General features: G+C 41.9%; 23 protein-coding genes, 3 tRNA genes and 1 rRNA gene. All 27 read right to left on the reverse strand.

Annotated features, from left to right (window positions below; all coding sequences use genetic code 11):
* Positions 1–9 precede the first annotated feature (9 nt).
* Entirely contained in the window at positions 10–1,059 is a 1,050-nt protein-coding gene (locus GMA13_RS07500; protein WP_255910822.1) for a DUF6329 domain-containing protein, read from the reverse strand.
* 52 nt (positions 1,060–1,111) lie between these two features.
* The gene (locus tag GMA13_RS07505) at positions 1,112–2,161 is read right to left on the reverse strand and encodes a pentapeptide repeat-containing protein (protein ID WP_255910825.1); all 1,050 of its coding nucleotides are present in this window, start codon (positions 2,159–2,161) and stop codon (positions 1,112–1,114) included.
* A gap of 93 nt (positions 2,162–2,254) precedes the next feature.
* Positions 2,255–3,202 (reverse strand): hypothetical protein, encoded by a 948-nt coding sequence (locus tag GMA13_RS07510; protein ID WP_255910828.1) that lies wholly within the window; start codon positions 3,200–3,202, stop codon positions 2,255–2,257.
* Between the two features lie 148 nt (positions 3,203–3,350).
* Positions 3,351–5,192 carry a VirB4 family type IV secretion system protein gene (locus GMA13_RS07515; protein ID WP_255910831.1) on the reverse strand — a complete coding sequence of 614 codons (1,842 nt, stop codon included), beginning with the start codon at positions 5,190–5,192 and terminating at the stop codon, positions 3,351–3,353.
* Positions 5,193–5,282: 90 nt separating this feature from the next.
* Positions 5,283–6,086 (reverse strand): class B sortase, encoded by an 804-nt coding sequence (locus GMA13_RS07520; protein ID WP_255910834.1) that lies wholly within the window; start codon positions 6,084–6,086, stop codon positions 5,283–5,285.
* A gap of 114 nt (positions 6,087–6,200) precedes the next feature.
* The gene (locus GMA13_RS07525; protein ID WP_255910837.1) at positions 6,201–6,833 is read right to left on the reverse strand and encodes a hypothetical protein; all 633 of its coding nucleotides are present in this window, start codon (positions 6,831–6,833) and stop codon (positions 6,201–6,203) included.
* Entirely contained in the window at positions 6,834–7,106 is a 273-nt protein-coding gene (locus GMA13_RS07530) for a hypothetical protein (protein ID WP_255910840.1), read from the reverse strand.
* A 20-nt stretch (positions 7,107–7,126) separates the two neighbouring features.
* Entirely contained in the window at positions 7,127–7,957 is an 831-nt protein-coding gene (locus GMA13_RS07535; protein ID WP_370687067.1) for a conjugal transfer protein TrbL family protein, read from the reverse strand.
* 93 nt (positions 7,958–8,050) lie between these two features.
* Entirely contained in the window at positions 8,051–8,410 is a 360-nt protein-coding gene (locus tag GMA13_RS07540; RefSeq protein WP_255910846.1) for a DUF3852 domain-containing protein, read from the reverse strand.
* Positions 8,379–8,738, reverse strand: coding sequence for a DUF4406 domain-containing protein (locus GMA13_RS07545; protein ID WP_255910849.1), 360 nt, complete (start codon positions 8,736–8,738; stop codon positions 8,379–8,381). The genes GMA13_RS07540 and GMA13_RS07545 overlap by 32 nt, the downstream gene beginning before the upstream one ends.
* The gene (locus GMA13_RS07550; RefSeq protein WP_255910852.1) at positions 8,738–12,085 is read right to left on the reverse strand and encodes a SpaA isopeptide-forming pilin-related protein; all 3,348 of its coding nucleotides are present in this window, start codon (positions 12,083–12,085) and stop codon (positions 8,738–8,740) included. Before GMA13_RS07550 ends, GMA13_RS07545 begins: the two co-directional genes overlap by 1 nt.
* A 99-nt stretch (positions 12,086–12,184) precedes the next feature.
* Complete coding sequence (locus GMA13_RS07555; protein WP_255910855.1) at positions 12,185–12,421, reverse strand: hypothetical protein; 237 nt, start codon at positions 12,419–12,421, stop codon at positions 12,185–12,187.
* A gap of 115 nt (positions 12,422–12,536) precedes the next feature.
* Positions 12,537–13,130, reverse strand: a complete 594-nt coding sequence (locus GMA13_RS07560) for a hypothetical protein (RefSeq protein WP_255910858.1) — start codon at positions 13,128–13,130, stop codon at positions 12,537–12,539.
* 53 nt (positions 13,131–13,183) lie between these two features.
* Entirely contained in the window at positions 13,184–13,942 is a 759-nt protein-coding gene (locus GMA13_RS07565) for a hypothetical protein (RefSeq protein ID WP_255910861.1), read from the reverse strand.
* Between the two features lie 67 nt (positions 13,943–14,009).
* Positions 14,010–14,393 carry a hypothetical protein gene (locus GMA13_RS07570; RefSeq protein ID WP_255910864.1) on the reverse strand — a complete coding sequence of 128 codons (384 nt, stop codon included), beginning with the start codon at positions 14,391–14,393 and terminating at the stop codon, positions 14,010–14,012.
* Positions 14,394–14,395: 2 nt separating this feature from the next.
* Positions 14,396–14,842, reverse strand: coding sequence for a SpoVG family protein (locus GMA13_RS07575; protein ID WP_255910867.1), 447 nt, complete (start codon positions 14,840–14,842; stop codon positions 14,396–14,398).
* A 15-nt stretch (positions 14,843–14,857) separates the two neighbouring features.
* Positions 14,858–15,538, reverse strand: coding sequence for a YodL domain-containing protein (locus tag GMA13_RS07580; protein WP_255910870.1), 681 nt, complete (start codon positions 15,536–15,538; stop codon positions 14,858–14,860).
* Positions 15,535–15,846 (reverse strand): AbrB/MazE/SpoVT family DNA-binding domain-containing protein, encoded by a 312-nt coding sequence (locus GMA13_RS07585; protein ID WP_255910873.1) that lies wholly within the window; start codon positions 15,844–15,846, stop codon positions 15,535–15,537. Before GMA13_RS07585 ends, GMA13_RS07580 begins: the two co-directional genes overlap by 4 nt.
* Complete coding sequence (locus GMA13_RS07590) at positions 15,846–16,070, reverse strand: hypothetical protein (protein ID WP_255910876.1); 225 nt, start codon at positions 16,068–16,070, stop codon at positions 15,846–15,848. Before GMA13_RS07590 ends, GMA13_RS07585 begins: the two co-directional genes overlap by 1 nt.
* Positions 16,051–17,022, reverse strand: a complete 972-nt coding sequence (locus GMA13_RS07595; RefSeq protein ID WP_370687068.1) for a DNA adenine methylase — start codon at positions 17,020–17,022, stop codon at positions 16,051–16,053. The genes GMA13_RS07590 and GMA13_RS07595 overlap by 20 nt, the downstream gene beginning before the upstream one ends.
* Before the next feature lie 204 nt (positions 17,023–17,226).
* Complete coding sequence (gene dcm, locus GMA13_RS07600; protein WP_255910879.1) at positions 17,227–18,432, reverse strand: DNA (cytosine-5-)-methyltransferase; 1,206 nt, start codon at positions 18,430–18,432, stop codon at positions 17,227–17,229.
* A 39-nt stretch (positions 18,433–18,471) separates the two neighbouring features.
* Positions 18,472–18,786, reverse strand: a complete 315-nt coding sequence (locus GMA13_RS07605; RefSeq protein ID WP_255910882.1) for a DUF4314 domain-containing protein — start codon at positions 18,784–18,786, stop codon at positions 18,472–18,474.
* 71 nt (positions 18,787–18,857) lie between these two features.
* The gene (locus GMA13_RS07610) at positions 18,858–19,493 is read right to left on the reverse strand and encodes a hypothetical protein (protein ID WP_255910885.1); all 636 of its coding nucleotides are present in this window, start codon (positions 19,491–19,493) and stop codon (positions 18,858–18,860) included.
* A 368-nt stretch (positions 19,494–19,861) separates the two neighbouring features.
* Positions 19,862–19,937: transfer RNA gene (locus GMA13_RS07615), tRNA-Asn, on the reverse strand.
* Between the two features lie 114 nt (positions 19,938–20,051).
* Positions 20,052–20,168 (reverse strand): 5S ribosomal RNA (rrf, locus tag GMA13_RS07620).
* Positions 20,169–20,223: 55 nt separating this feature from the next.
* Positions 20,224–20,298, reverse strand: a tRNA-Glu gene (locus GMA13_RS07625).
* A 42-nt stretch (positions 20,299–20,340) separates the two neighbouring features.
* Positions 20,341–20,416, reverse strand: a tRNA-Lys gene (locus tag GMA13_RS07630).
* Between the last annotated feature and the right edge of the window lie 116 nt (positions 20,417–20,532).

A 20,532-nucleotide genomic window follows, 5' to 3' on the forward strand; every position in this document is an offset into this window, starting at 1 on the left:
TATCCCCCCTTATGATAATTTCATATCGTTGGTTTCGCTTTGAGGCTGACTGTCAAAGCAAGCTGCTTTGCTCATGTCCGTTTCGAGATACTTAAAACCCTCTATCTGACATTTTGTTATCTGTGAATTCTCCACTTTGCAATGATTCATCGCCGCGCTTGTGAGAAGTGAATCCGTAATTACGGAATTGGAAATGTCGCAGTTAGTAAAATTCGCTTGCAGAAAGTTGGTTTTATTTGCAAAGATATCTTGCATAAAGCAACCGTCAAATCTTGCGGTTTCCATTTCTGCATTGCTGAAATCAACAGACTGTAAATTACAATCCTCAAACACAGCGAACTCACATCGGCTGTTGGATAAATCCTTGCCGTAGAGACTCAATCCTTTGAGATGACAGTTTGAGAAGTCTGCTTGCCCTCCCCCTGCATCATTGAGCCAGAGCGTATGCTTGGCACATATCACTTCCAATTCTCTTGGAGATATTTCACGAGTATGAACACGCTCATACTGCAGATTCACAGTAATAAACAAATCACCGCAGTTTTCTTCTACATCATCGAATTCGGGACGTTCAGCGAGCATATTCGTAAATAAATCGTAGTCGAGGAAACCTTGTGTAGTAGCCTCGTATCGCTCGCTGACATCAGAAAGAAGAAGAGTAGTTTTGCCTTCACTTTGAGTTTCCAAAGCCTGTTTCGTGTAATAGTCCACAAGCCTTTCCATATCCGCCGTCATTTCCTCAAGCGCAGGGAACTGCCCAAGTCTGCAGAGCTGACGAGCGTTAGGGACATACTCAGAATACCGAGCGTAATCATATCCCTGCGGATCTACGAGGATACCGTCATCGCCGCCGTCATCAAGCAGCATGATACAGTGACGAGTGTTATCATTTGTGGTAGGGAGGTCGTCAAGTGAATTTCTAATAAAATCATAATCGGCAAGTGTGTTTCTCCTGAAATGTTCAAACTCGGTATGCGATAGCTCAATCGTTTTGTCAATCTGACATCTGTTATACTCCCAACTCTCCATTTTGTTTCTGAGTTGAATATTTAATATCATTGTTATCACTTCCTCTGGGCATAATAAAACGCCGACTGTTTCCAATCGGCGTTTACAGTTTCATATTTAGTTCTTCATTTGAATCGGGTTTTGTTTCATAACATTTATCCAATTCTTCTTGGTCGGGTGTTGTACCGATAAACTGAGTATCTTTTATACAACTACCCGCTATCGTGATACAACTAAAATCGCAGTTATCAAATGCTGTTCCTTTTAAACTGCTTTCAAGAAAGTCTGCTTGTGTAAAGTCACAATCAATGAACGCAGTGTTTTCAGCCTTGACTTCCTCGGCAGTCACATTCTTAAATCCGCACGTGTGAATCTCAGCCTGATTGAAGCTTGCTGACATGAGGAGCGCACCTTCGAAATCCGAGTTCGTAATGATACTGTCATCGAATATCGCCCCACCAAAGTTTTTTCCGTTGAATTGGATGCCGTCCATCTTGCAACCTCTGAAATCAGCTTGTTCCCCTCCAGCATTGCGCATCCAAAGAATGTGCTTAGCCTCCATAATATCAATGTCATCCTGATACAAACGGTAATATTCGTCGTTGCTGAGATGCTCTCTTGATATTTTGGCGGTGTACACTCCTGAACTGTATTCGATGTCATCAATTTCGGGTCGTTCTCGCAGCATATCAAGGAAAAGGTTTTGATTGAATTCTCTAAACTTGTACTCGTCATATACCTCGTCCAAATCTAGATTGTATTCGCCGTCAGTTTGGTTTTCAACAGCCTGCTTCGCGTACTTATCCACTACTCGTATCATCTCTCCGTCATATTCGTCAAGTGAGCTGTACTGCAAATGTTCGGGCATTCTTGTCGCATCGGGGACAAAGGCTGTGTACCTTGCGTAGCCTGTTTCGCTCGGAATTACAACCAGACCATACTTTTCCTTATCACAAGTAAACAGTATTGCCTGTTCCACTTCTGCACCTTTGTCGAGCATATTAAGGTACGGTTTGATATATTCCGATTCCTCTAACAAGTGTGATCGCAGATGATTAAATTCTTTCCCAGATAACCCCACGCTGAATTTGACATCGCATTCGTCATAATCTATGCGACTGCGTTTCTGTTCTAACTGAACATTGTAAATCATATTTTCTCACCTCCTTCTATGTAAAAACTCCGATTGGAAAATCCAATCGGAGTTTTTGATTCATATCACATCCTATGTGTATTGGGGATGAATCTAAATTTCACAACTCATGTTTTGCTTAAAGATTGTCACTGTGGAAAGAGCGTTAATCAATTTCAAGCAATCTATTTTCTCATATTCTTTTGATGTTCTACCATGCTCTATCCAATGGCGATTCATTTCTGGCGGCTCTGCATCGGAAAAATTGCTTTTCTTAAATAACACTTTGCAGAATTCATATATAGACTCCCAACAAAGACTTTTAATAAGATTATTGTTCTTCTTTTCTTCATCACTATGATATTTACAAACACGCATTACTCTAACATCATTAATATTATCACCAAAAGTAGATATTAGTCCTTCTAAAAGAGAGATCAATGAATTAACACATATAGAATAATGACCAGCCTTATATGAAGCTATACATTCATCAAACAAATTTCTATTTGCCAAATTATCAAATGCATTTTTTATTTTTCTGCATAAAGTGTTAAACTTTCCTTTACTATAATATTTTTCAAAGAAATTATCCAACTTGCTTATATCTTCTGAAATCTGTTTCAACTCCTGAAAATGCTTAACATCAATACTTAATGGTATGGTCCACTCTGCTTCTGCAACCTTCCTAACAACAGGTTCATATTCATCACTTAGCATAGTTATCTGTGATTCTAACGGTTTAGAAGGCTCTCCTTCTAACTTGTAGTATGGTAAGTCTTTATTATTTTTGAGAATATCTCCAAACCTTTCAATCATAATCTGACGTTGTTGATGCAATGGTAATTTTTTTATTTTCTGTATCTCTATATCTGCAGCTACTTTTGTATAATCTTTGTAAATTCTATCAACATTTTCTTCAGATATAGAAAACTGTTCAGATGTCCGCCTTAACATTTCCGAATCATGCTTCGATGGATGGTATCCACCATCCTTCTTACTTAGCTCTTCATATACATGCTCGCAAAATTCATATACTGCACTTTCTTCTATTTTAGCCATTGAAATACCTCTTTTTATTTATAGTAATACGCTTTTATGATTAAGGACTACAAATATCATTATATACGCACATATATAATAGCAGGAAAACAATCACTTGTCCATAAACCTCCGCAAGAAATGCGGAGGTTTTCTCGGACATTTTTCTTTATCTACCGCCTGCTTTGCCAAACAAAGCTGACTTAAATTTCGGGGCGATAACCTGAAGCAGATAAAGCTCGTTACCGCAGCGATAGAGGCAAGTGCCCTGACTGCTGAAACGAATCAGTTGATATTCGTTAGGCTCTACCATGAGCGCTTCCTCGTAATCCTTTGCGTTGATATTGCCGGGATAGAAAAGGAAGTGGTGAGTCGGGATGGAGAATAATGGCTTTGTGAACTCCTTGATGTCGGGTAGCAGGAAGTCTTCAATGTTCTGCGATGCGAGAATGACTGAGCTTTCCTTTTTACGCACACGCTTCATTGCGTTTCGGATATACTCAATCGCCGTTCTGTTACTGAGGAACAGATACAACTCGTCAATGGATGCAACCGTGTTGCCCACACCGAGAAGTTTGTTGCTCATATACGACAGAATATTGAAAAGCAATGCGTCCTTTAGTCGGCGGTTGGTATCAAGCAAGCCTTTTACACCAAAGCACAGGAAGGTGTCATCGGTAATGTTGGTATGTCCGTTAAAATACTTGCTTTCTGCGCCGACACACATGGAATGCAATCCGAGGCATACCTCCTGCAGAGTCTGCTCGGTGTAGATATGCTTTCTCTTGGGATCAAAAGTCTTGAACTCTTCCTCACAGATTTCATAGAGGTCCTTCATAATCGGAAAGTCTGACGGTTTCTTCAGAGTGTAGTCAGTCGCGTCCGTAATTTCAAATCGTGCATAGAGTTTCATCAGCAGTATTTCGATTGTATCGAGCTGCTGATCTGTGAAATCCTTGTAGGCACGGAAGAAGTCCTTGAGAAAAGCAATGTGCTGGCTCAGTCTTGTTACACGCTTGAAAGTGTTGGGCGTATTCTCGTCATTTTCTTCTTCGCTGTTCTCTCCCCAATCCTTCGGCTCGAGCGGATTGATTTTATACTGTCCGTTCATAAAGTCAATATAACAACCACCGAGGGCTGTGGTTAAGTCCTCGTATTCTGCTTCGGGATCGAGGCAGATTAAGGCTTTTCCACTTTCACGGATATTGGTGAGGAGCAGTTTTAAGAGGAACGATTTGCCCTGACCTGAGTTGCCGAGTATAAGGACATTTGAATTCGTCTTGTCCTCTGTTCTGCGGTCAAAGTCAACGAGAATGTTCGTACCGTATTTATCTCTGCCGATATAGAATCCGTTGGGATCCGTCTTGCCTGAAAAGTTAAACGGAAACATATTCGCTACCGAACTTGCAGGCAGTACACGTTCATAGAGAGAGCCGAACATATTCGTTCCGAGAGGATTCACTGAGAGGAATCCTTCTTTCTGACGAAGGGTGAGCTTGTCAACCTTCATTTTGGAACGTGCCATCTCCATGTCAATGTCCGTCTGAAGTTCCTTGAGCTTTTTCTTGGATTTAGCTTTCAGTTCGATGAACACGGAACAGTGGAGCAGGATTTCCTTTGAGCGTTGCATATTTGTAATCAGCGAGGTAACATCCTGCAAGTTGCCCTGCGCCTCAATCGTTTCGGATACATTGTTGCCTGTTGATTTCAGCTTGTTTTTGCGTTCCGCATTCTGCAGAATTTTTCTCTGCTCAAACGGCTCAACGAGTCGGTTGTAGATTCGAAGTGTAACGCCGTTTCTGTCTGCGAGCTGAGATAATATTGCCTGTTCTTCAGTAGACGGTGCATATTCATGGATTACCCACGCACAGCGATAACTGTCGCCAACGATATAGTAATTTGCTTTGAAACTGATAGTGGACGGCAGAATCATATCAAAGAAATCTTTAGTATAAATCTGCTCCTTTTCATCAGTTGTGAGTTCTTTCGGTTTTCTTTTGAATAAAGACATTTTTACCTCCTGTTGCGTCATTTGCAACGGGAGGCTATGTGTATCAGTCATCCGTATTGCAAATGACTGATAATTATTTAAATAAAAGGGTTATCCCTTTACGGCAAGTACAATAATTCTGTCATTTTTCGCACTGCCGTAACAAGTGGACAGAGTCAGAATCTGCTGTCTATATTTCGGTATAATTCCTGTGTTGTACAGAGAATGTTCGAGAGCATAAGACATCTTGGTGTCATATTTTCTCTCTGTTTCTGCTGTAAGAAAGTTATACCAATAATCGGTTGACTTCATCTTCATGACAGCGAACACTCGATACAGAGAAGCACCGCTTCTCGTTTCAAGAAACACATTCGGATGCGAATCCCTGTAATCCTTGCTTGTGTAGTTACAAAGATCAGCAAACATTGTACCACCGTTCATGTGGTGTCCGTAAATAATGAGGTTATCGTCATTCTCGGAACAACGTGCATCAAGAAAGGGCGTACCGCTATAGCTGTAATTGCCGTAAAAGTCTTTGTACAGATATTTTTCGGGATTTGATGGTGTGTGCATAACCGGATAGCTGGTGTTTGTTCCAGCAATGGATATCCAGCCAAAGCACTCGTTGTTCATTTCGAGCAACTCCGCTACTGAATGTGGCTGATAATAGACGAACTTGTTTCCTACCGCCATACCCTCAATTTCTGCATCCTCATCTCCGTCATCGCTTAAAATAAGTGGATTCGGTTTTTCTACACTTTTCTCAATACATCTGAAAGTATCGTCGGCCCTTTGTTCTTCGCCCGCTCTTGTAACGATGGAATACACGCAGGCAGTGATAATCGTGCCGAATGCGGCAATAACCGCAATTGTGCCGAGTATACTTTTCCAATTCCTTACTTTCTTTTTCTGCATAGTTAGTCATCCTTTCCTATAAGACAACACCGCACAATTCGCGGCGCACGCCTTGCTTGATTATTCTTACGCCAGCTTGACGAAAAATCTTACTACGCAATCCGCACACCTGAATTATGCGATATTGCCTTTGAGATACTGAATTCCGTCATAGTCAGGAATGCTTTCGCCGTTGAGACTTGCGTCAAAATAAATGGCAAGAAATCGTTTAATATCTTCCTTTTTGAAACGCTTGATGTCAAAGTTCTGTTCACTGACTATCTTTTCTACTCTGTTCGCTGTGGTCAACACTTGATCATCGGAAGCATTCTTACAGCGGACAATGAACAGAAACTGTCTTGCGGTAGAGCTTTCAACATTGAGGTTGTCAAGGAATTCAAAGTCCTTTTTCAACAGTTCACGCACACCTTGATTTGGCTCGTCCTCGATGCGTTCAAGGAGATAACTCTTGTTCGTATCAAAGCATTCAGCTGCGTCCGTACAGTTCACCTCAATATCGGGAATAGCAGAAAGCACCATCATCAGATGGTTAATTTTGATTTCAATGTTCTCGTAGGAGAGAACGGAGATGTTGGTCGGCACTACGCTGAAAAGTACGAATGTGTTCTTTCCGACCTTCAAGCCGTGCTTCGTAAAGGTTTTAATACCGATAAGGTCCTGAACTGACTGACCTTTTCTCTTTTTTCTGTTGAGCTTATTCAGCGTAGCTCGGTCAGCCTTCAATTTATTCTTTTCTTCTTTCGTCATTTATTTTATGCCCTCTTTCCAAATAAATTTCTGTTGTGTGAGAATGAAATACTTTGCCGCATATCTGATAAAGTCAAGAACTGTTGTATCCGAAAAGCGGATTGACAAAAATCCGAACGCAAGCGTTAAAGCAAGCGGTAAAACAAATCTCGTTTGTGACAGTATAAAAATTGAGAGAAGCAAAGCGACACACATAATTGCAAAATCTCGCAGAGACCACAGCCAGAGGTTGGCTGTGGCGCGGAGATTCTGCGGATACAAATAGGTCTTCATAAAATTCTTCCTTTCTGATTCTAGGCTGCTGCTCTCGCCACAGAGCGAGTGAGATTAACAGCTGTTGTGGTAGCATGAACGACACTCATCATATTCACCTTAACGCTTGAATCCAGACCAAACTGTTCCGCGATTCTCGGCACTTCGTTTGCAGAAAGCATAACGCCGAGTCCCAGTAACATATTGTCAGGGAATACTAGCAATCCTAAATACAACAGAGTAGTTTGCATAAACGCTGTCAGACATATTGCAATTACTTGTTTCATCCATTGGTTGAAGCCGTCCTGATAGCCTCTCGGAATTGAGAACATATACAATGAGCCTACTGCCATCTGAATCAGCAGTATGCCTCCACGCTTGATGTTGGCGAAGAATATCTTAACCACACAATAAGCAAACGCAATCATTGCGAGAATATTAAACAAGCTGAAGTTTACATTCGTCGAAACAGCAAATGCGCCCTTCCATAGTTCTGTTGTTTTTCCCGATAAATTGAGAGATTGTCCGCTTGCGTTTAACAGCGATAAGTCTTTGGCGAGTGTATTCTGCAAAGAAATACAGAATTTGTACAACTCCACAGGCACAATGCCAATGAGTGAACAAGCGAAAAAACCTTTGAGAACATTGATTGCGGTTGTTTTAATTGAGGCTCTGCCGTTCTGATACTCAATAGCCAAGTCAAAGACCGCTACTACCGTACCCGCCGCAAACAGAGCCCAACCAAACATCGTAAAAAGGCTGATGGTGGATTTCACAACATCAAAGTCAAAGATTTCCGCACCCATGTTGCCCATCATTGTAAAAAAGTCTGCGACAGCATTATAAATCTGCTCATAAATCCACTTGAGCATAATGTCGAAGATGGCACTGGACACTTGCTGTCCTAAAAATTCGAAAGCACTCCCTATTAAATCGCCTAACCAATCAAACAATTAGACCACCTCTTAACTGAGAACTGTCCAAATGTACATTGGCGCAGTTAAAGCAAACACAAGACAGCCGAACAGAATAGCCGGAGCCGCAAATTCGAATTGTCCGTGCTTTCTGTAGTCCATATACGCAGTCGCTAACTTCACAAAGAAAAGAATAGCGAGAATCATATCAATTACGGGAAACACAACATTGTTTACCACGCTTTTAATCTGTGTCTGTGCCGATGTCCATGTGTTTTGAATAGCGGATGAAACATCACCCGCCGCAAAAACCGATACAGAAGACATTGCAATAATCACAAGTGCAAGTAAGATGCCTGCAATTGATTTGATAATCCTCCTACTTTTTCTTATTGCCGTATTTTTTACCATACTTTTTACCTCCGAGTTCTAAATCTTTTTCAGTAATATACCTGATATCAAGTTCTAAGTGTTTTGCAAAATTGATTTCTTTTTTCATACCTTCCGTCAGATTATCACCGAATACCCATAAAGCGTCCGCACGGAACAGCAGAGATGTACCAGCCGTAAGGCCGAGTTCTCTTTCTTCAAGAATGTTATCATCCAAGATTTCCGCATAGAAATGCGGTATGACAGGAGCCATACCGCAATCTAATACGAACTTTCCGTACTGCTTTACTTTTTCAAGGTTTTCAGTGATGTTACCGCGCAAAGGCGAGCAGACATACACATTTCTCATCAGTCATCGTCATCCTCGTCTTTCTTGAGGAGCTTCATGATAATAAATGCTACCAAACCGCCGAGAGCGATTGCACCAAGACCGATAAAGAAGCCTGTATTTGAAGTATCTCCTGTCTGCGGTGTATCGGGCGTGGGCTGCTTTTCGTTAGTCATTTCAGCCTTGACAATTTGACCGTCCTCTGTAATTTCAAAGGAGTAGGGTTTTGTGTCTATGATATAGCCATCGGGGGCATCGAATTCCTCATAGGTGTACTTGCCGTAACGAAGCTTGAATTTTGCTATACCGTTTTCATCGGTATAGCCCTCGGCTACAACATTGCCGTATTCATCCTTAATGCGGAATCCTGCATTCGGGAGCAGCTTGCCTGTTGCGACATCTCTCTTTGTGATTTCGAGTTCTCCATAGATGGGCTTGTTAACGAAGCCTACGCCTGCCTTGTTCTCTACATTGGCAACATCGCCGTCCTCGTTAATCTCAAAGTAGTGATACTCATCATCCTTTACGAAACCTTCGGGGGCAGTTGCCTCATACATAAAGTAACCGCCTGTGGGAAGGTCACCGAGAGAATAATTACCTTTGTCCTTTTCGGATTCGTTCATCTTATCAATAAGGACATCTACATCCTTGTTAAATTCGCCGTCACCGTCAACATCTGCATAAATCTCGAATACAGCACCGGAGAGCTTGTTTTCGGGATATTCCTCATCTACCTTTGTGGTAGTAACAGTACCTCTCTTGAGCTTATTCTCAATATCTTTGTCCTCATTGATATGGAATTCTTCCATTTCGAGATTCTCAGAGTAAGCAAACTCAAACTCATACTTGGTATCGTCAAGCACATAGTGTTCATCGGTTGAATACTCCTGAACATAATACTTGCCGAAAGGAAGCTCTGTTTCAAACTTTACATTTCCTTCTTCATCGCAGTAAACTATTTCAATTAAGCCGTCCTGCGGAATTAATGTACCATCCTCGGCTGGGATATCCTCATTAGCGTAGATTGCGAAAGCAACCTTTGTGAGGTGTACCTCTGTACCAAGATTCAGCTTTTCGTATCTTTCAAGGATTTTCTTGAGGGATACTTCTGCTCTTTCTCTCTGATTGTGTACGTTAAGGTCAACATTGGTTACCTCCACGGTTTCGCCAGCGTAACTGATAGTTACGGGATAGGTTTCATGATTCTTGATAAATCCGTAGGGACTCTTGGTTTCACGAATGAGATACTTGCCAAGATAAATCTGTTTTGAAACAGCCTTGCCGTTCTTGGAGGTGGTGATGGTATCTACTACCTTACCTTTCTTGTAGTGAACTACGCCATCGGGTGTGGTGATGTCCTCGGCTGCGGTGATTTCGAATTCCGCACCTTCCAGATATCCTTCCTCAAATACGGGGATATATCTCGTAATTTCAGCAGGCTCGGTTACTTCTTCTGTCGGCTCAACCGTATCGGTGGGCTCTGTTGCCTCTGTGGAAACTGTAGTTCCCTCAACAGTTTCTGTTTCGGACTCAGTCGCTGGCTCGGTTTCCACGATAGGATCTGTCACGATTTTCTCATCGACAGTCTTGAAAATGTCGCCAAGCTTGAAGATAGTGATTGTACCCTTTTCCGATTTGTTGTACTGCTCAACAGTAACAACGGTTTTTTTGCCGTCTACAGTGAAGTCAATGGGCTTGCCGTCAAGAACATATCCTGTTCCGGCTTTTACCTCAATGAGCTGATATTTGCCGTAAGTGAGCTGAATCGGGAGTTTGATTGTACCCGTCTTATCGGTATAGAAGGTATCCTTGCCGTCTGCATTTACAAGAGAGCCGTCAGCTTTCTTAATCCGGAAACCGAATCCGGCAAGAGGAATAATCTTCTTGCTCTCGGCATCCTTCTTCTGAATAACGATTTCAGAACGCTTGAGTACATTCTTAAAGGTTACTTTTCCTATTTCGCCATAGCTAATAGTAACTGTCTGAGACTGCTGCTCAACATATCTGTCGGGCGTATGCTCTGTTACCGTGTACTTACCGGGAAGAAGGTCGGGAACATTGATTTTTCCGTTCTTATCTGTCTTTACGGTTTTGTTGTAGTTATCGCCTGTAACAGTAAACTCAATGTCAGCTACAATGCCGTCCTCAGAAGTCTTGATGATTTCAAGGCTACCTCTGTTAATCTTGTTGTGGAATTTAACTGTTGTGGTCTTGCCGTTTTCCACCTTGACAGTCTGCGCTGCCTGCTTCACATATTTATCGGAAGGTGTTTCCGTTACTGTGTAAGTGCCAGGTGTAAGGTCAGTGAGTTCAAGTTCACCCTTTGAATTGGTTTTTGCTGTTTTACTGTAGCCTGTACCCTTAACGGTAAATTCAATACCCGATACAACGCCGTCCTCAGATGTCTTTACAATCTTGAGGTTACCCGAATTTGTCTTAACCTTAAATACGGCAGGAACAGGATCGGGCGCCGCAAGACCTGTGATGACATCCTGCTTTGATGAATCACCGTGTGCCACGAGAACAGAACTGCTTGAGACTGTCGGTACACTCTTGTTAGAATTAAATGTCACAGCAGATGTGACCGATTTTTTTGATGTGAGTGTAACCTTGTTTCCTGATGCCTTTACGGTAATATCTCCGCTTGACTTATAGCTGAAATCTGAAAGCACCTTATTTGAGTCAGTCAGAGTGAGTGTATATGTGCCGTCACTGTACTTCATCTCATAGGTGCTTGCCTTTGAAGCAAGAGCCGCCGCAAAGGAGGGTACTGTGCTGTGATCAGCCATAGCCTTTGCAATTGCGTTGTATACTGATTTAACACCCGGATTCTTATCGCCTGATGTCATACCGTCAATATACTTGGTGTCAGTACACTTGAAACCTTCGCTTGTGCTACGGCAACCTGTCATAATCTCCCATACAATGAGCTGTGTTGCAATCCATTTCTGACCGTCTGTGCCTGAAAGGTTTTTGCTGTTACCGGGCTTGCCGTAGAGGAGCGCGATATTGACAGCCTTTCTTTTAGCGGCTGAAACGCCATCCCAAACGGACGACTTGCCCTCAGTCAGCTGATTACCGGAAAACAGACTGACACCGGGTTCAATGCAGTATGCGTCCTTTCCGTCAGCATAGATGCGGCAGAGTTCTTCGCCGGGTGTACCTACTGTGATACTGCCGTTCTTGACTGTTTTTGCAAACTTGATAATATTGCCGCCTGTGTCATAGCAATAATCGAAGGTGATTGTTGTCTTATCGCCTGTTTTCGCACTTACGGGAAGAGCAAAGAATACTGATAGGATTGTAACCGCCGCAAGAATGAGCGCTGTTACTCTTTTGAAGTTTTTACTTGAAACAATTTTGTCCATGTTTAATTCCTTTCTTTGATAAAATAGAATAGGCAGAGGATTTTCCTCTGCCGCATTGAAACTGTGTGTTTTGTTTTTAGCCGATGGGCTTTTTATAGATCATAAACTCATCGCCTGCCCTTCCGAGTAATCTCCATCTATATCATCCTCTGACAACAAAGCTGTTTGCTCCGCGTCATCACCGAGGAACTTAAGAATGTTGTTGAAGTCCTCAATATCGTTGCAGTCACGGATTTCGAAGTCAGCACATCTTTGCTCGTACTCCGAAACATCCATTCCGTCCGTTACGAGGAATTCGTTGAGTTGCAGCCACGCTTTTCCCTTATCCCAATTCACAGCATTGTCGGGAAACCGCCTGTCTGGTCACATTAAAAATCAGGAGAGGAATAGATATCTATTGTATCGACGTCCTCATTGAGATTTTCTACCTTATCCATGAATTCGTCATAGGTCATAACTTCATACTCATCCCTTCACTATAGCTTTCGCCCTCATAGAAATCCTCGCTTTCAGAGCCGTCCGTGATATTGACATACTCACCGATAATATTCAGAGCTTCGTGGTAGCTGCCTGATTTCTGTATTCTGTCGCACATCTCGGTTGCTTCCTCTCTCATACCATTACGCTTAAGGGTACGGGATGCAATGCCCATAAGATTGAAGATATTGCCGTCCTGCCCTATCAAGGCACAGTCGGGTTTGACTTTTTCTTTCTGTTCGGCTTCAAAGCCACCGAGATTATTGTCGACATAATCGGTGAGCCATGTACCACCGAAATCGTTGTGGGTTGCAAGCCGCCACATAGCAAGTTTTCCTGTGTCGAGATGAACGTCGTTGTTGAACAGGAATAGGATATTTGTAACTCCATTGTTGCTGAATACACTCACATCAGTAAACTTTGTTCCGTCACGCAGAATTCCGGCCTCAGTCAGCATACTGTTTATGCCGTCTACCCATTCCTGCGGATCTCCACCACAACCTTGAAGTATTAAACCATCATTTCCGTTCATTTTTTTAAGGTCATCAGTCTTAATATTGTTTATCATAGCTTTATTCCTTTCAAAGCAAAACCCCCGGAGCGTGTTCGGGTGTTTTGTTCTTATCCGTAGACTACATATATTTGTTTGTTGCTTATGATTATATTGAAGGCTATATCGCTTGGCACTATTCCGCTACCGCTGAAGTAGTACGTGACATAGTCTACTTCTCCGTATCCTGCTGAGATTACACTGTCGGTATCACTGTAACCGCTTACATCGAGCGGTGGAAACCAACCGCCGTTTGAGATGTTCAGCGATGAGTTATATACCATACCGAGTGATTTTCCGTAGGCGATCAGAGCACTCGCCACACGATTAAAGTCGATAGTTTTCTTTGCAGGCTTTTCTGTGGGTTTCTCTGTTGCCTTTGGCTTTTCCTCGGACTTAGGCTTTTCGGTAGCCTTTGGTTTAGTCTCACTCTTTGGACTCTCGGTAGCTTTTGGCTTATTCTCACTCTTGGTTTTCTCCGCAGCAGAAGCCTTGTTTTGGCTCGTCTGCTTGGACTCAGTTTGTTCACGATTATCCTCGGAGATTCGCTCCGAGTTGCCGAAATTTTGGCTTGTGTCGGCTTTTTTCGGTTTGCTCGGCTCAGTTGTCGAAGGCCATGTTTCTTTTGAAACAGGCGAGGTTTCGGCGGTAACCGTTTCTGCTGAAATGTCTGTGTTTATTGTGGTTTCTTCTTTTTCTGCCGTAGTGGTTACTGCTGTTTCACTCTGTGTTTCGACAGCATACTGAGTTCCTTCGTTTGCATGTGAGCAGGCGGTAAATGTACTTGCCGCCATTAGGATTGTTAAGATTATTGCGATTTTCTTTTTCATATTCATCGCACTCCTTTCTGTTAACAAGAACATATACCACAAACCAATTCAAATATCCAGACCTATTTTACATTTTCTGTTTGAAACCGTGAGAAATATCCGAGTCTTTCTCCGCACCCTCGGTTTCTTCCTCATGCTCGTCATATATATTACAGCCCATAAGGGAGATGAGTTCCATTGTTCCCTTAATACCGCCCTGCTGACATTGAGGGCAATGTTCGAGGTGGTAAGTGATTTCAATAGCATCCTCTGTCATAATCAACTCGTTAATCTCATCTTGCTTTTTCAATTCTTCAGCAAGAATCTTGCCGTTTTGATTTACATCGGTAACATCTACGCCGAAATGATAATATAACTCATCATAGGTGATACTCCATTTTCCGTCCTCTGTGTTATCTGTTCCCTCATTGACACAGTATCTAGCAAGCTGCTTTAGTTTTTCCTTGTCCATGATTACATTCTCTGTCTGAAACTCGGAGCCTCGTCCGGCTCATCGTCATATTCCTCGGATTCCTCATTGTCAGATTCATCGTAATCCTCGCCGTAGTCCTCATCCTCATCTTCGGACTCCGACTCGTCAAGAGCCTGTTCATACGCGTCAAGCACCTTTTTGTTGATTGCGTTCCTCGCTTCCTTAGAAATCGGGTGAGCGTAATCAGCGTACTGCGTTTCGCCGTTTCTGTCCTCATAAGAGTAGGAAGGCATTGATACAAACAAACCCTTCTTTGAATCCATTACACGGATTCCGTGAATGGCAACGGCGCCGCCGACAGTAATACTTGCGAACGCGCGGAGGTTGGTGTCGTTATCGACAAGGTTATCAATCTTTGTATTGATTCTCGGCAAACTCAGTTTGTGGTTGCCGTTTGAAATTCTCTTAAAGTTGTTGCTTTTAGCCATAGTAAAAATCCTTTCTTAAAAACCAACAAATGTAAAGCCTGTATCACCGGCAACCTCTTGGTCGCTGATTTCTTCCGGCTCTGCGTACTTCTGCATATATTTCCCCACTTCTTCATCAGTAAGTGAGCGGAAATCTTCACCGCCGTCACCGCAAACAAAAAACGGTCCAGCGATAACGCCACCGTAATCAAGATGTCGGTTGCCTTTCATACCGATGATTTTTGCCTCATCGTTGCCGACAATCATCGTTCCGTCACCATTATAGATGGGCTGAATGAGACCTCCGACAGCGTTCTGCAAATCTCTGAGGTCAGTACCGATGCGGATATCAAGAGGTGTGTTGTTTGGAGTGACATAGACAACTCTCATACCGCTCATTTCTTCCGCTTGTGAGGAGTCGAAGTCGATTTTCTTGAATCCAATATCCTTAACGAAGTAAAAACCGTTAGCAGTTACCAAGTCCTCGTTATCATTGCATACTTCAACTACATCGGACACTGCGAGACTGTGCCCCTGATGTGTCATCGGTCTGTTGTCGTTGAAAAGGCGGTACACATCTTCAAGATTTTCCGCTTCAACATCGCCGTAAAACACATTCTTGTAAATAGCAGGATTTACACCGCCTTCGGTAAGTCCAAAGAATTTTGCACCCTTAACATCTTTGTCAGAGTCAATTTGAAATACCATTATCCTCATCTGCCGATACCCGCTTCTTTCGCCGCCCACTTCGTCATCAGATAGACGAGCACATCACGCTGGGTCTTTTCACTGAGACTGTCAAGGCAGTCCTGAAGTGTAAGTTCTTCTTTCTCAATGTTCTTATCATGAGTATCAGGGACGAACTTTTCACAGCTGTCACACAGAAATTCTCGTCTGAGAACCACAGAACCGTCCTCCTGTTCTGTAAATGAAACAAGGTCTCCTCTCTTCCATCCGAGTTTTGTGCGGATAGGAAATGGAATGGTAGTTCTGCCCTCTTTACCTAAAAACTTGAATACTATCATCATACATCCTCACTTTCCTTTTCGAGTTTCTCACGGCGCTCATCACAAATACAGTCGCAATCGGACTGTGCCATTTCTTCTGCAGTCATCCCTGTGTCCTCAATGATGATGACACCCTTTTTCGCCGAGAAATTCACTGCATTATTGGCGGGAATACCCGCTGTTAAAATAATATCGGTGGGAATACCGACAATGATTAAATCATTAACATCTGCTATTTCCATAAATGATTCTCTCCTTTAATTGTTCGTTAAGATTATTATAGGGTTCAAAAAAATTGAGTTGGTACGGCTTTGCTCGTTCTCTTTCAAACAAATCATAATTTGAGATTAATAATTCATTAAATCTTGCACCGGGTTTATTCCTCTGTGCCATACTGTGAACTCTTGTAAAACCTAAGAAATTACAACCTTTGTATATCTCTCTGGCAAATTCGCAATCGTTATATGACAAGAGAAAGTATCCCTTTATCGCAAAAAGTAATTCTCGGAGCAGTAAGTGGTCTTTCTCACCAAAGTCGGCATCATACATATCCTCGGTAGTGATATACGGAGGATCCAAATAAAAAAATGTATTGTCACGGTCATAATGAGGTATCAGTACTTTGTAGTCCTGATTCTCAACCACGACATTTTCCATTCTTTTGCTGACAGCTTCAATCAGTTGAAAGATGCTTACAATTGAAAAGGGCTGACATGCGTATGATTTCCCTGTGCTTGCGTAGCTTTCTCTTAAAACTTTAAGGTAAGTAGCAGCACGTTTTATATCATAGTTATCAGCTCTTGTGGTATAGATTTTGATTAGTTCCTCATTTGATGGACTCGGAAATATTTTTCTTGTAAGTTCTAATTCCTTTTCACTTACAAAATTTAGAAAATGCTCCTTTTTTAGAAATCGTTTCATTGCATTGAAATCATCTCTTGCATTCAAAGGATAGTAACCGAGTTCATAGATGAGTTCCATCGGTCTTTCCTTGATGCAATTAAAGATATTGATTAAATCTCTGTTATAGTCATTAATAACCTCAAACTTATCGGGTTTCTCTTTGCCAAGCAAAACCGCACCTGAACCGCCGAAAGGCTCTACATATCTCTCATAATTCAACGGAAATACAGAATAGAGAATCGGCAGTACAGATGTCTTATTTCCGACCCAAGTAATTGGGGTTTTGATGATATCACCTCATTTTTGTATCAACCGCCCCTAAATGCAAAAACCGCCGATTCTGATTTCTCATAATCGGCGGCTGATATATATATATATAAACCAATATCAACCATTACATTTAGAAACGATTGATATTGATAAATTCTCTTATTTGTTTTTTACAAGGTTAATTAATATCCTTGTTGCTATGACAACCTAAGGTGTCATTCATATTTAGATATTCTTTTCTTCTATTTCTTTTATTACTTTGCCGATTGCAGAGATAACTGGTACAGATACTGCATTACCAGCCATTTTGTAAAGCTGACAGTCAGATATTCCTGCTGCCTCCGCTTTATCAAACTGTTCATCAATAAAGCCCTGCAATCTCCAACACTCTCGTGGCGTCAGTCTGCGGATTTTTCCAACATGAGTTTCACCATTTTTATCTACGACCAAAACTACAAACGGTGCGTCCTCATCTATATCTTCTATAAATACACCTGAACGCTCAGCTTTTCGAGTTCCGACTCCTGCATTATGCCTTGCCGTAATGCATCGGGCAATATCAGTCAGCTTTGGATCGGGGTTAAGGTCTATAAAGTAATATGCCTGCGTTGCACTTGTTGTCAGCGTATGGGCGATATCAGTTCCTACCCTGCCGCGTCTGGAATTTAGTGTAGCGTATGCCGTATCTATTGTATCTCCGGGATATGCTATTTGGAAACCGGATTTTGTTTTCACCTTAATTTTTAGACCGAAGTCCTCAATCAAATAAATCCCCGATTTACCGCCAAAGCCTCCTGCTCCGCTTGTAAGAGTTATGCCGACACCGTCTGATGAATACAGCCTTTTACCCTGACAGCCTGATTTCAGCTGTACAAGATTTTTCTCACTTGCTTGTGTGAAAGTGAGTATTTTTCCGGCACATTTCTCTCGATGATATCCGACAATGTACACTCTGCGTCTTGCTTGCGGCACTCCGTAATCTTTGCTGTTAAGCACTTGCCATGAGACATCATACCCCAATTCGTCCAGCGTACTGAGGATGGTTGCAAACGTCCTGCCGGAGTCATGGTTAAGCAATCCGGGTACGTTTTCAAGCAACAGATACTTAGGTTGTTTAACCTCGGCAATGCGGGCAATCTCAAAGAACAGAGTTCCTCTTGAGTCCTCGAATCCGCCTCTTTTCCCGCAAATACTGAACGATTGGCAAGGAAATCCCCCAACGATAAGATCAATATCGGGCAAGTCATTTGGATTGATTGTTCTCGCGTCCTCAAAGTATAACTCTCCTTTCGTATCATATATTGCTTCGTATGCTTTTTTGGCATATTTGTCAATTTCACAATATCCGACACACTCAAAGTCGCCTACGGCTTCAAGTCCTGAACGGAAACCGCCGATGCCTGAAAACATATCAATGAATTTGATAGACATTTCTCGTCATCTTAAATTCGAAAATATAAAATCATCACCTCACATTTTCATTCTCATACAACCCTCTTCATCGGAAAATTCATCCTCGTTCTCGGTGGCGTTGTTTTCTGCCTCAATTTCTTCAACAGACAGCTTTCTAAAGCTATCCTCGCCCCTCACAAGTCCGAGAGTGCTGCCGTTATCCCAATTAACATGAATAGTAGCCATATCATCCACATGGAACACTGTTCCTCTTGTTCCGCTTGGAACAGGAGCGAAAGGATCCATCATGGAAAGGCATTCTACACGAGTTCCTTTAGGATAGATTTCACGGAGACCTTCAGCCTGTCTGCGAAGTCTTTCATATTCATTCATTTTGCTCCTTTCCGAAACATATTAATGTTTCTATTAAAATTCTGTTGTAAAATAAAATTAGAACATTTCTATCAATCTCCCCTCTTGATTACCACAATGCCAAATCTTCTAATTAATATAGCGTTGCAGATATATATGAATTCCGAATCACTAACATTTCTGTGATACGAAATTTCTTTAAGGTATAGCTTTTTTGTACCGAGATACAGGTCATTGGCGAAATTAATTAAGACTTTATCTTTCGGCTTAATATCAGATGACATACAAACATATCCTTTTGAGGTATGTACCGTATGTTCCCGAATGTGAGGACGAAGTGCCAGCACATACATACAAGCAACATGATTGTAGTCATCTTCGGGGATTCCCGTAATCGTCTGCTCAAATGCAACTTTATGTTCCTTGTTGAGAAACAACTTATTCCCCTTATATTTAATAAGCATATAAGCTACTCTATTAGAGAATGGTATATACGCATTATCAGAAAGAAAGGTTCTCACCATATCCATCGTTACAACAAAGTTAGAACGAATCTTTCTCTTAATATATGGACAATAGGCAGTCACACAATCCTCAAGCTTAAATTCGTAATTCTTACAATCAATACAACTGTCACAATGCTCCCAAATCTCTTTTCTATCAAAATTCGGAACTTTTTTCATTTCACGTTCATATCTACGCAAATTCTCAGTATCGGTAAAATACATTTATCAAACTCCTTTCATTTAAAAAAATAGCAATAAAAAAGAGCCAACCATTATATCTCTAAAATTAATTAGAAACATAATGATTGACTCAAACTTTTATAAATATTAAATTAAGCAGATAAGAAAAATAAATCAGTTATTATTTTCCTTAATTAAGTTTTGAAGCTTCTCTACAGCTTCATCTTTAGTTTCAGAGTCCTTTACAATCTGAATAATAGAGTTCATAAGAACATCGAATTGCTTATCAGTCATTTGTTCTTGCATGTCCTTTCCTTTCCGACAAAACCAAATCAATTTGTTAAACCGGAAATCTTAATATGTTTTTATTTATGAACAGAGACTCATAGAATAACTATGAGCCTCTGTTGTGGCTCCCCCAACTGGGCTCGAACCAGTGACATCATGATTAACAGTCATGCGCTCTACCGACTGAGCTATGGAGGATCATATTAAGTTTTCGGCATTAACACTTGGTTTCTGCCTACCTCTAAACTTACCCGTTAGTGTGAGGTTTGAATGTACGCCTGCACTACCGACTGAGCTATGGAGGAATATATGTGTTGGCATCTCCCTATCTTCCCGGGCCGTCTCCAGCCAAGTATTTTCGGCACCGCTGAGCTTAACTTCTGTGTTCGGTATGGGAACAGGTGGACCCTCAGTGTCATCAATACCAACTTGTTTGTGGTTTTCCCACATATATATATTTATCACCTTTCGGCGTAAATATTCATGGTGACTCGTGGGGGAATCGAACCCCCGTCGCCGGCGTGAGAGGCCGGAGTCTTAACCGCTTGACCAACGAGCCATATTGCTCGGGGCCGACGGTTTTCCATCAGCCCCTCATCTTTGGTGCACCATCAGGGACTCGAACCCGGGACACCCTGATTAAGAGTCAGGTGCTCTACCAACTGAGCTAATGGTGCATTTTTCTGTGCTTACACCTAAGCACCCTGAAAACTGAATAAAGATTTAGAAAAGAAGAAACATTGCACTGAGTTAACCAAAAGGACTGTGGTCAAGCCCTCGACCTATTAGTACT

It is taken from the genome of Ruminococcus sp. zg-924 (genome assembly GCF_024433635.1).
GTDB lineage: Bacteria > Bacillota > Clostridia > Oscillospirales > Acutalibacteraceae > UBA7067.

What these genes read in the sequence shown, in the direction of transcription:
- GMA13_RS07580 (WP_255910870.1), bottom strand. Translation starts at nt 15,538, where the DNA reads ATGAGGATAATGGTATTTCAAATTGACTCTGACAAAGATGTTAAGGGT.
- GMA13_RS07590 (WP_255910876.1), bottom strand. Translation starts at nt 16,070, where the DNA reads ATGGAAATAGCAGATGTTAATGATTTAATCATTGTCGGTATTCCCACC.
- GMA13_RS07535 (WP_370687067.1), bottom strand. Translation starts at nt 7,957, where the DNA reads ATGCTCAAGTGGATTTATGAGCAGATTTATAATGCTGTCGCAGACTTT.
- GMA13_RS07515 (WP_255910831.1), bottom strand. Translation starts at nt 5,192, where the DNA reads ATGTCTTTATTCAAAAGAAAACCGAAAGAACTCACAACTGATGAAAAG.
- GMA13_RS07540 (WP_255910846.1), bottom strand. Translation starts at nt 8,410, where the DNA reads ATGGTAAAAAATACGGCAATAAGAAAAAGTAGGAGGATTATCAAATCA.
- dcm (WP_255910879.1), bottom strand. Translation starts at nt 18,432, where the DNA reads ATGTCTATCAAATTCATTGATATGTTTTCAGGCATCGGCGGTTTCCGT.
- GMA13_RS07545 (WP_255910849.1), bottom strand. Translation starts at nt 8,738, where the DNA reads ATGAGAAATGTGTATGTCTGCTCGCCTTTGCGCGGTAACATCACTGAA.
- GMA13_RS07565 (WP_255910861.1), bottom strand. Translation starts at nt 13,942, where the DNA reads ATGAAAAAGAAAATCGCAATAATCTTAACAATCCTAATGGCGGCAAGT.
- GMA13_RS07610 (WP_255910885.1), bottom strand. Translation starts at nt 19,493, where the DNA reads ATGTATTTTACCGATACTGAGAATTTGCGTAGATATGAACGTGAAATG.
- GMA13_RS07500 (WP_255910822.1), bottom strand. Translation starts at nt 1,059, where the DNA reads ATGATATTAAATATTCAACTCAGAAACAAAATGGAGAGTTGGGAGTAT.
- GMA13_RS07520 (WP_255910834.1), bottom strand. Translation starts at nt 6,086, where the DNA reads ATGCAGAAAAAGAAAGTAAGGAATTGGAAAAGTATACTCGGCACAATT.
- GMA13_RS07575 (WP_255910867.1), bottom strand. Translation starts at nt 14,842, where the DNA reads ATGGCTAAAAGCAACAACTTTAAGAGAATTTCAAACGGCAACCACAAA.
- GMA13_RS07550 (WP_255910852.1), bottom strand. Translation starts at nt 12,085, where the DNA reads ATGGACAAAATTGTTTCAAGTAAAAACTTCAAAAGAGTAACAGCGCTC.
- GMA13_RS07560 (WP_255910858.1), bottom strand. Translation starts at nt 13,130, where the DNA reads ATGATAAACAATATTAAGACTGATGACCTTAAAAAAATGAACGGAAAT.
- GMA13_RS07525 (WP_255910837.1), bottom strand. Translation starts at nt 6,833, where the DNA reads ATGACGAAAGAAGAAAAGAATAAATTGAAGGCTGACCGAGCTACGCTG.
- GMA13_RS07530 (WP_255910840.1), bottom strand. Translation starts at nt 7,106, where the DNA reads ATGAAGACCTATTTGTATCCGCAGAATCTCCGCGCCACAGCCAACCTC.
- GMA13_RS07570 (WP_255910864.1), bottom strand. Translation starts at nt 14,393, where the DNA reads ATGGACAAGGAAAAACTAAAGCAGCTTGCTAGATACTGTGTCAATGAG.
- GMA13_RS07585 (WP_255910873.1), bottom strand. Translation starts at nt 15,846, where the DNA reads ATGATAGTATTCAAGTTTTTAGGTAAAGAGGGCAGAACTACCATTCCA.
- GMA13_RS07605 (WP_255910882.1), bottom strand. Translation starts at nt 18,786, where the DNA reads ATGAATGAATATGAAAGACTTCGCAGACAGGCTGAAGGTCTCCGTGAA.
- GMA13_RS07510 (WP_255910828.1), bottom strand. Translation starts at nt 3,202, where the DNA reads ATGGCTAAAATAGAAGAAAGTGCAGTATATGAATTTTGCGAGCATGTA.
- GMA13_RS07505 (WP_255910825.1), bottom strand. Translation starts at nt 2,161, where the DNA reads ATGATTTACAATGTTCAGTTAGAACAGAAACGCAGTCGCATAGATTAT.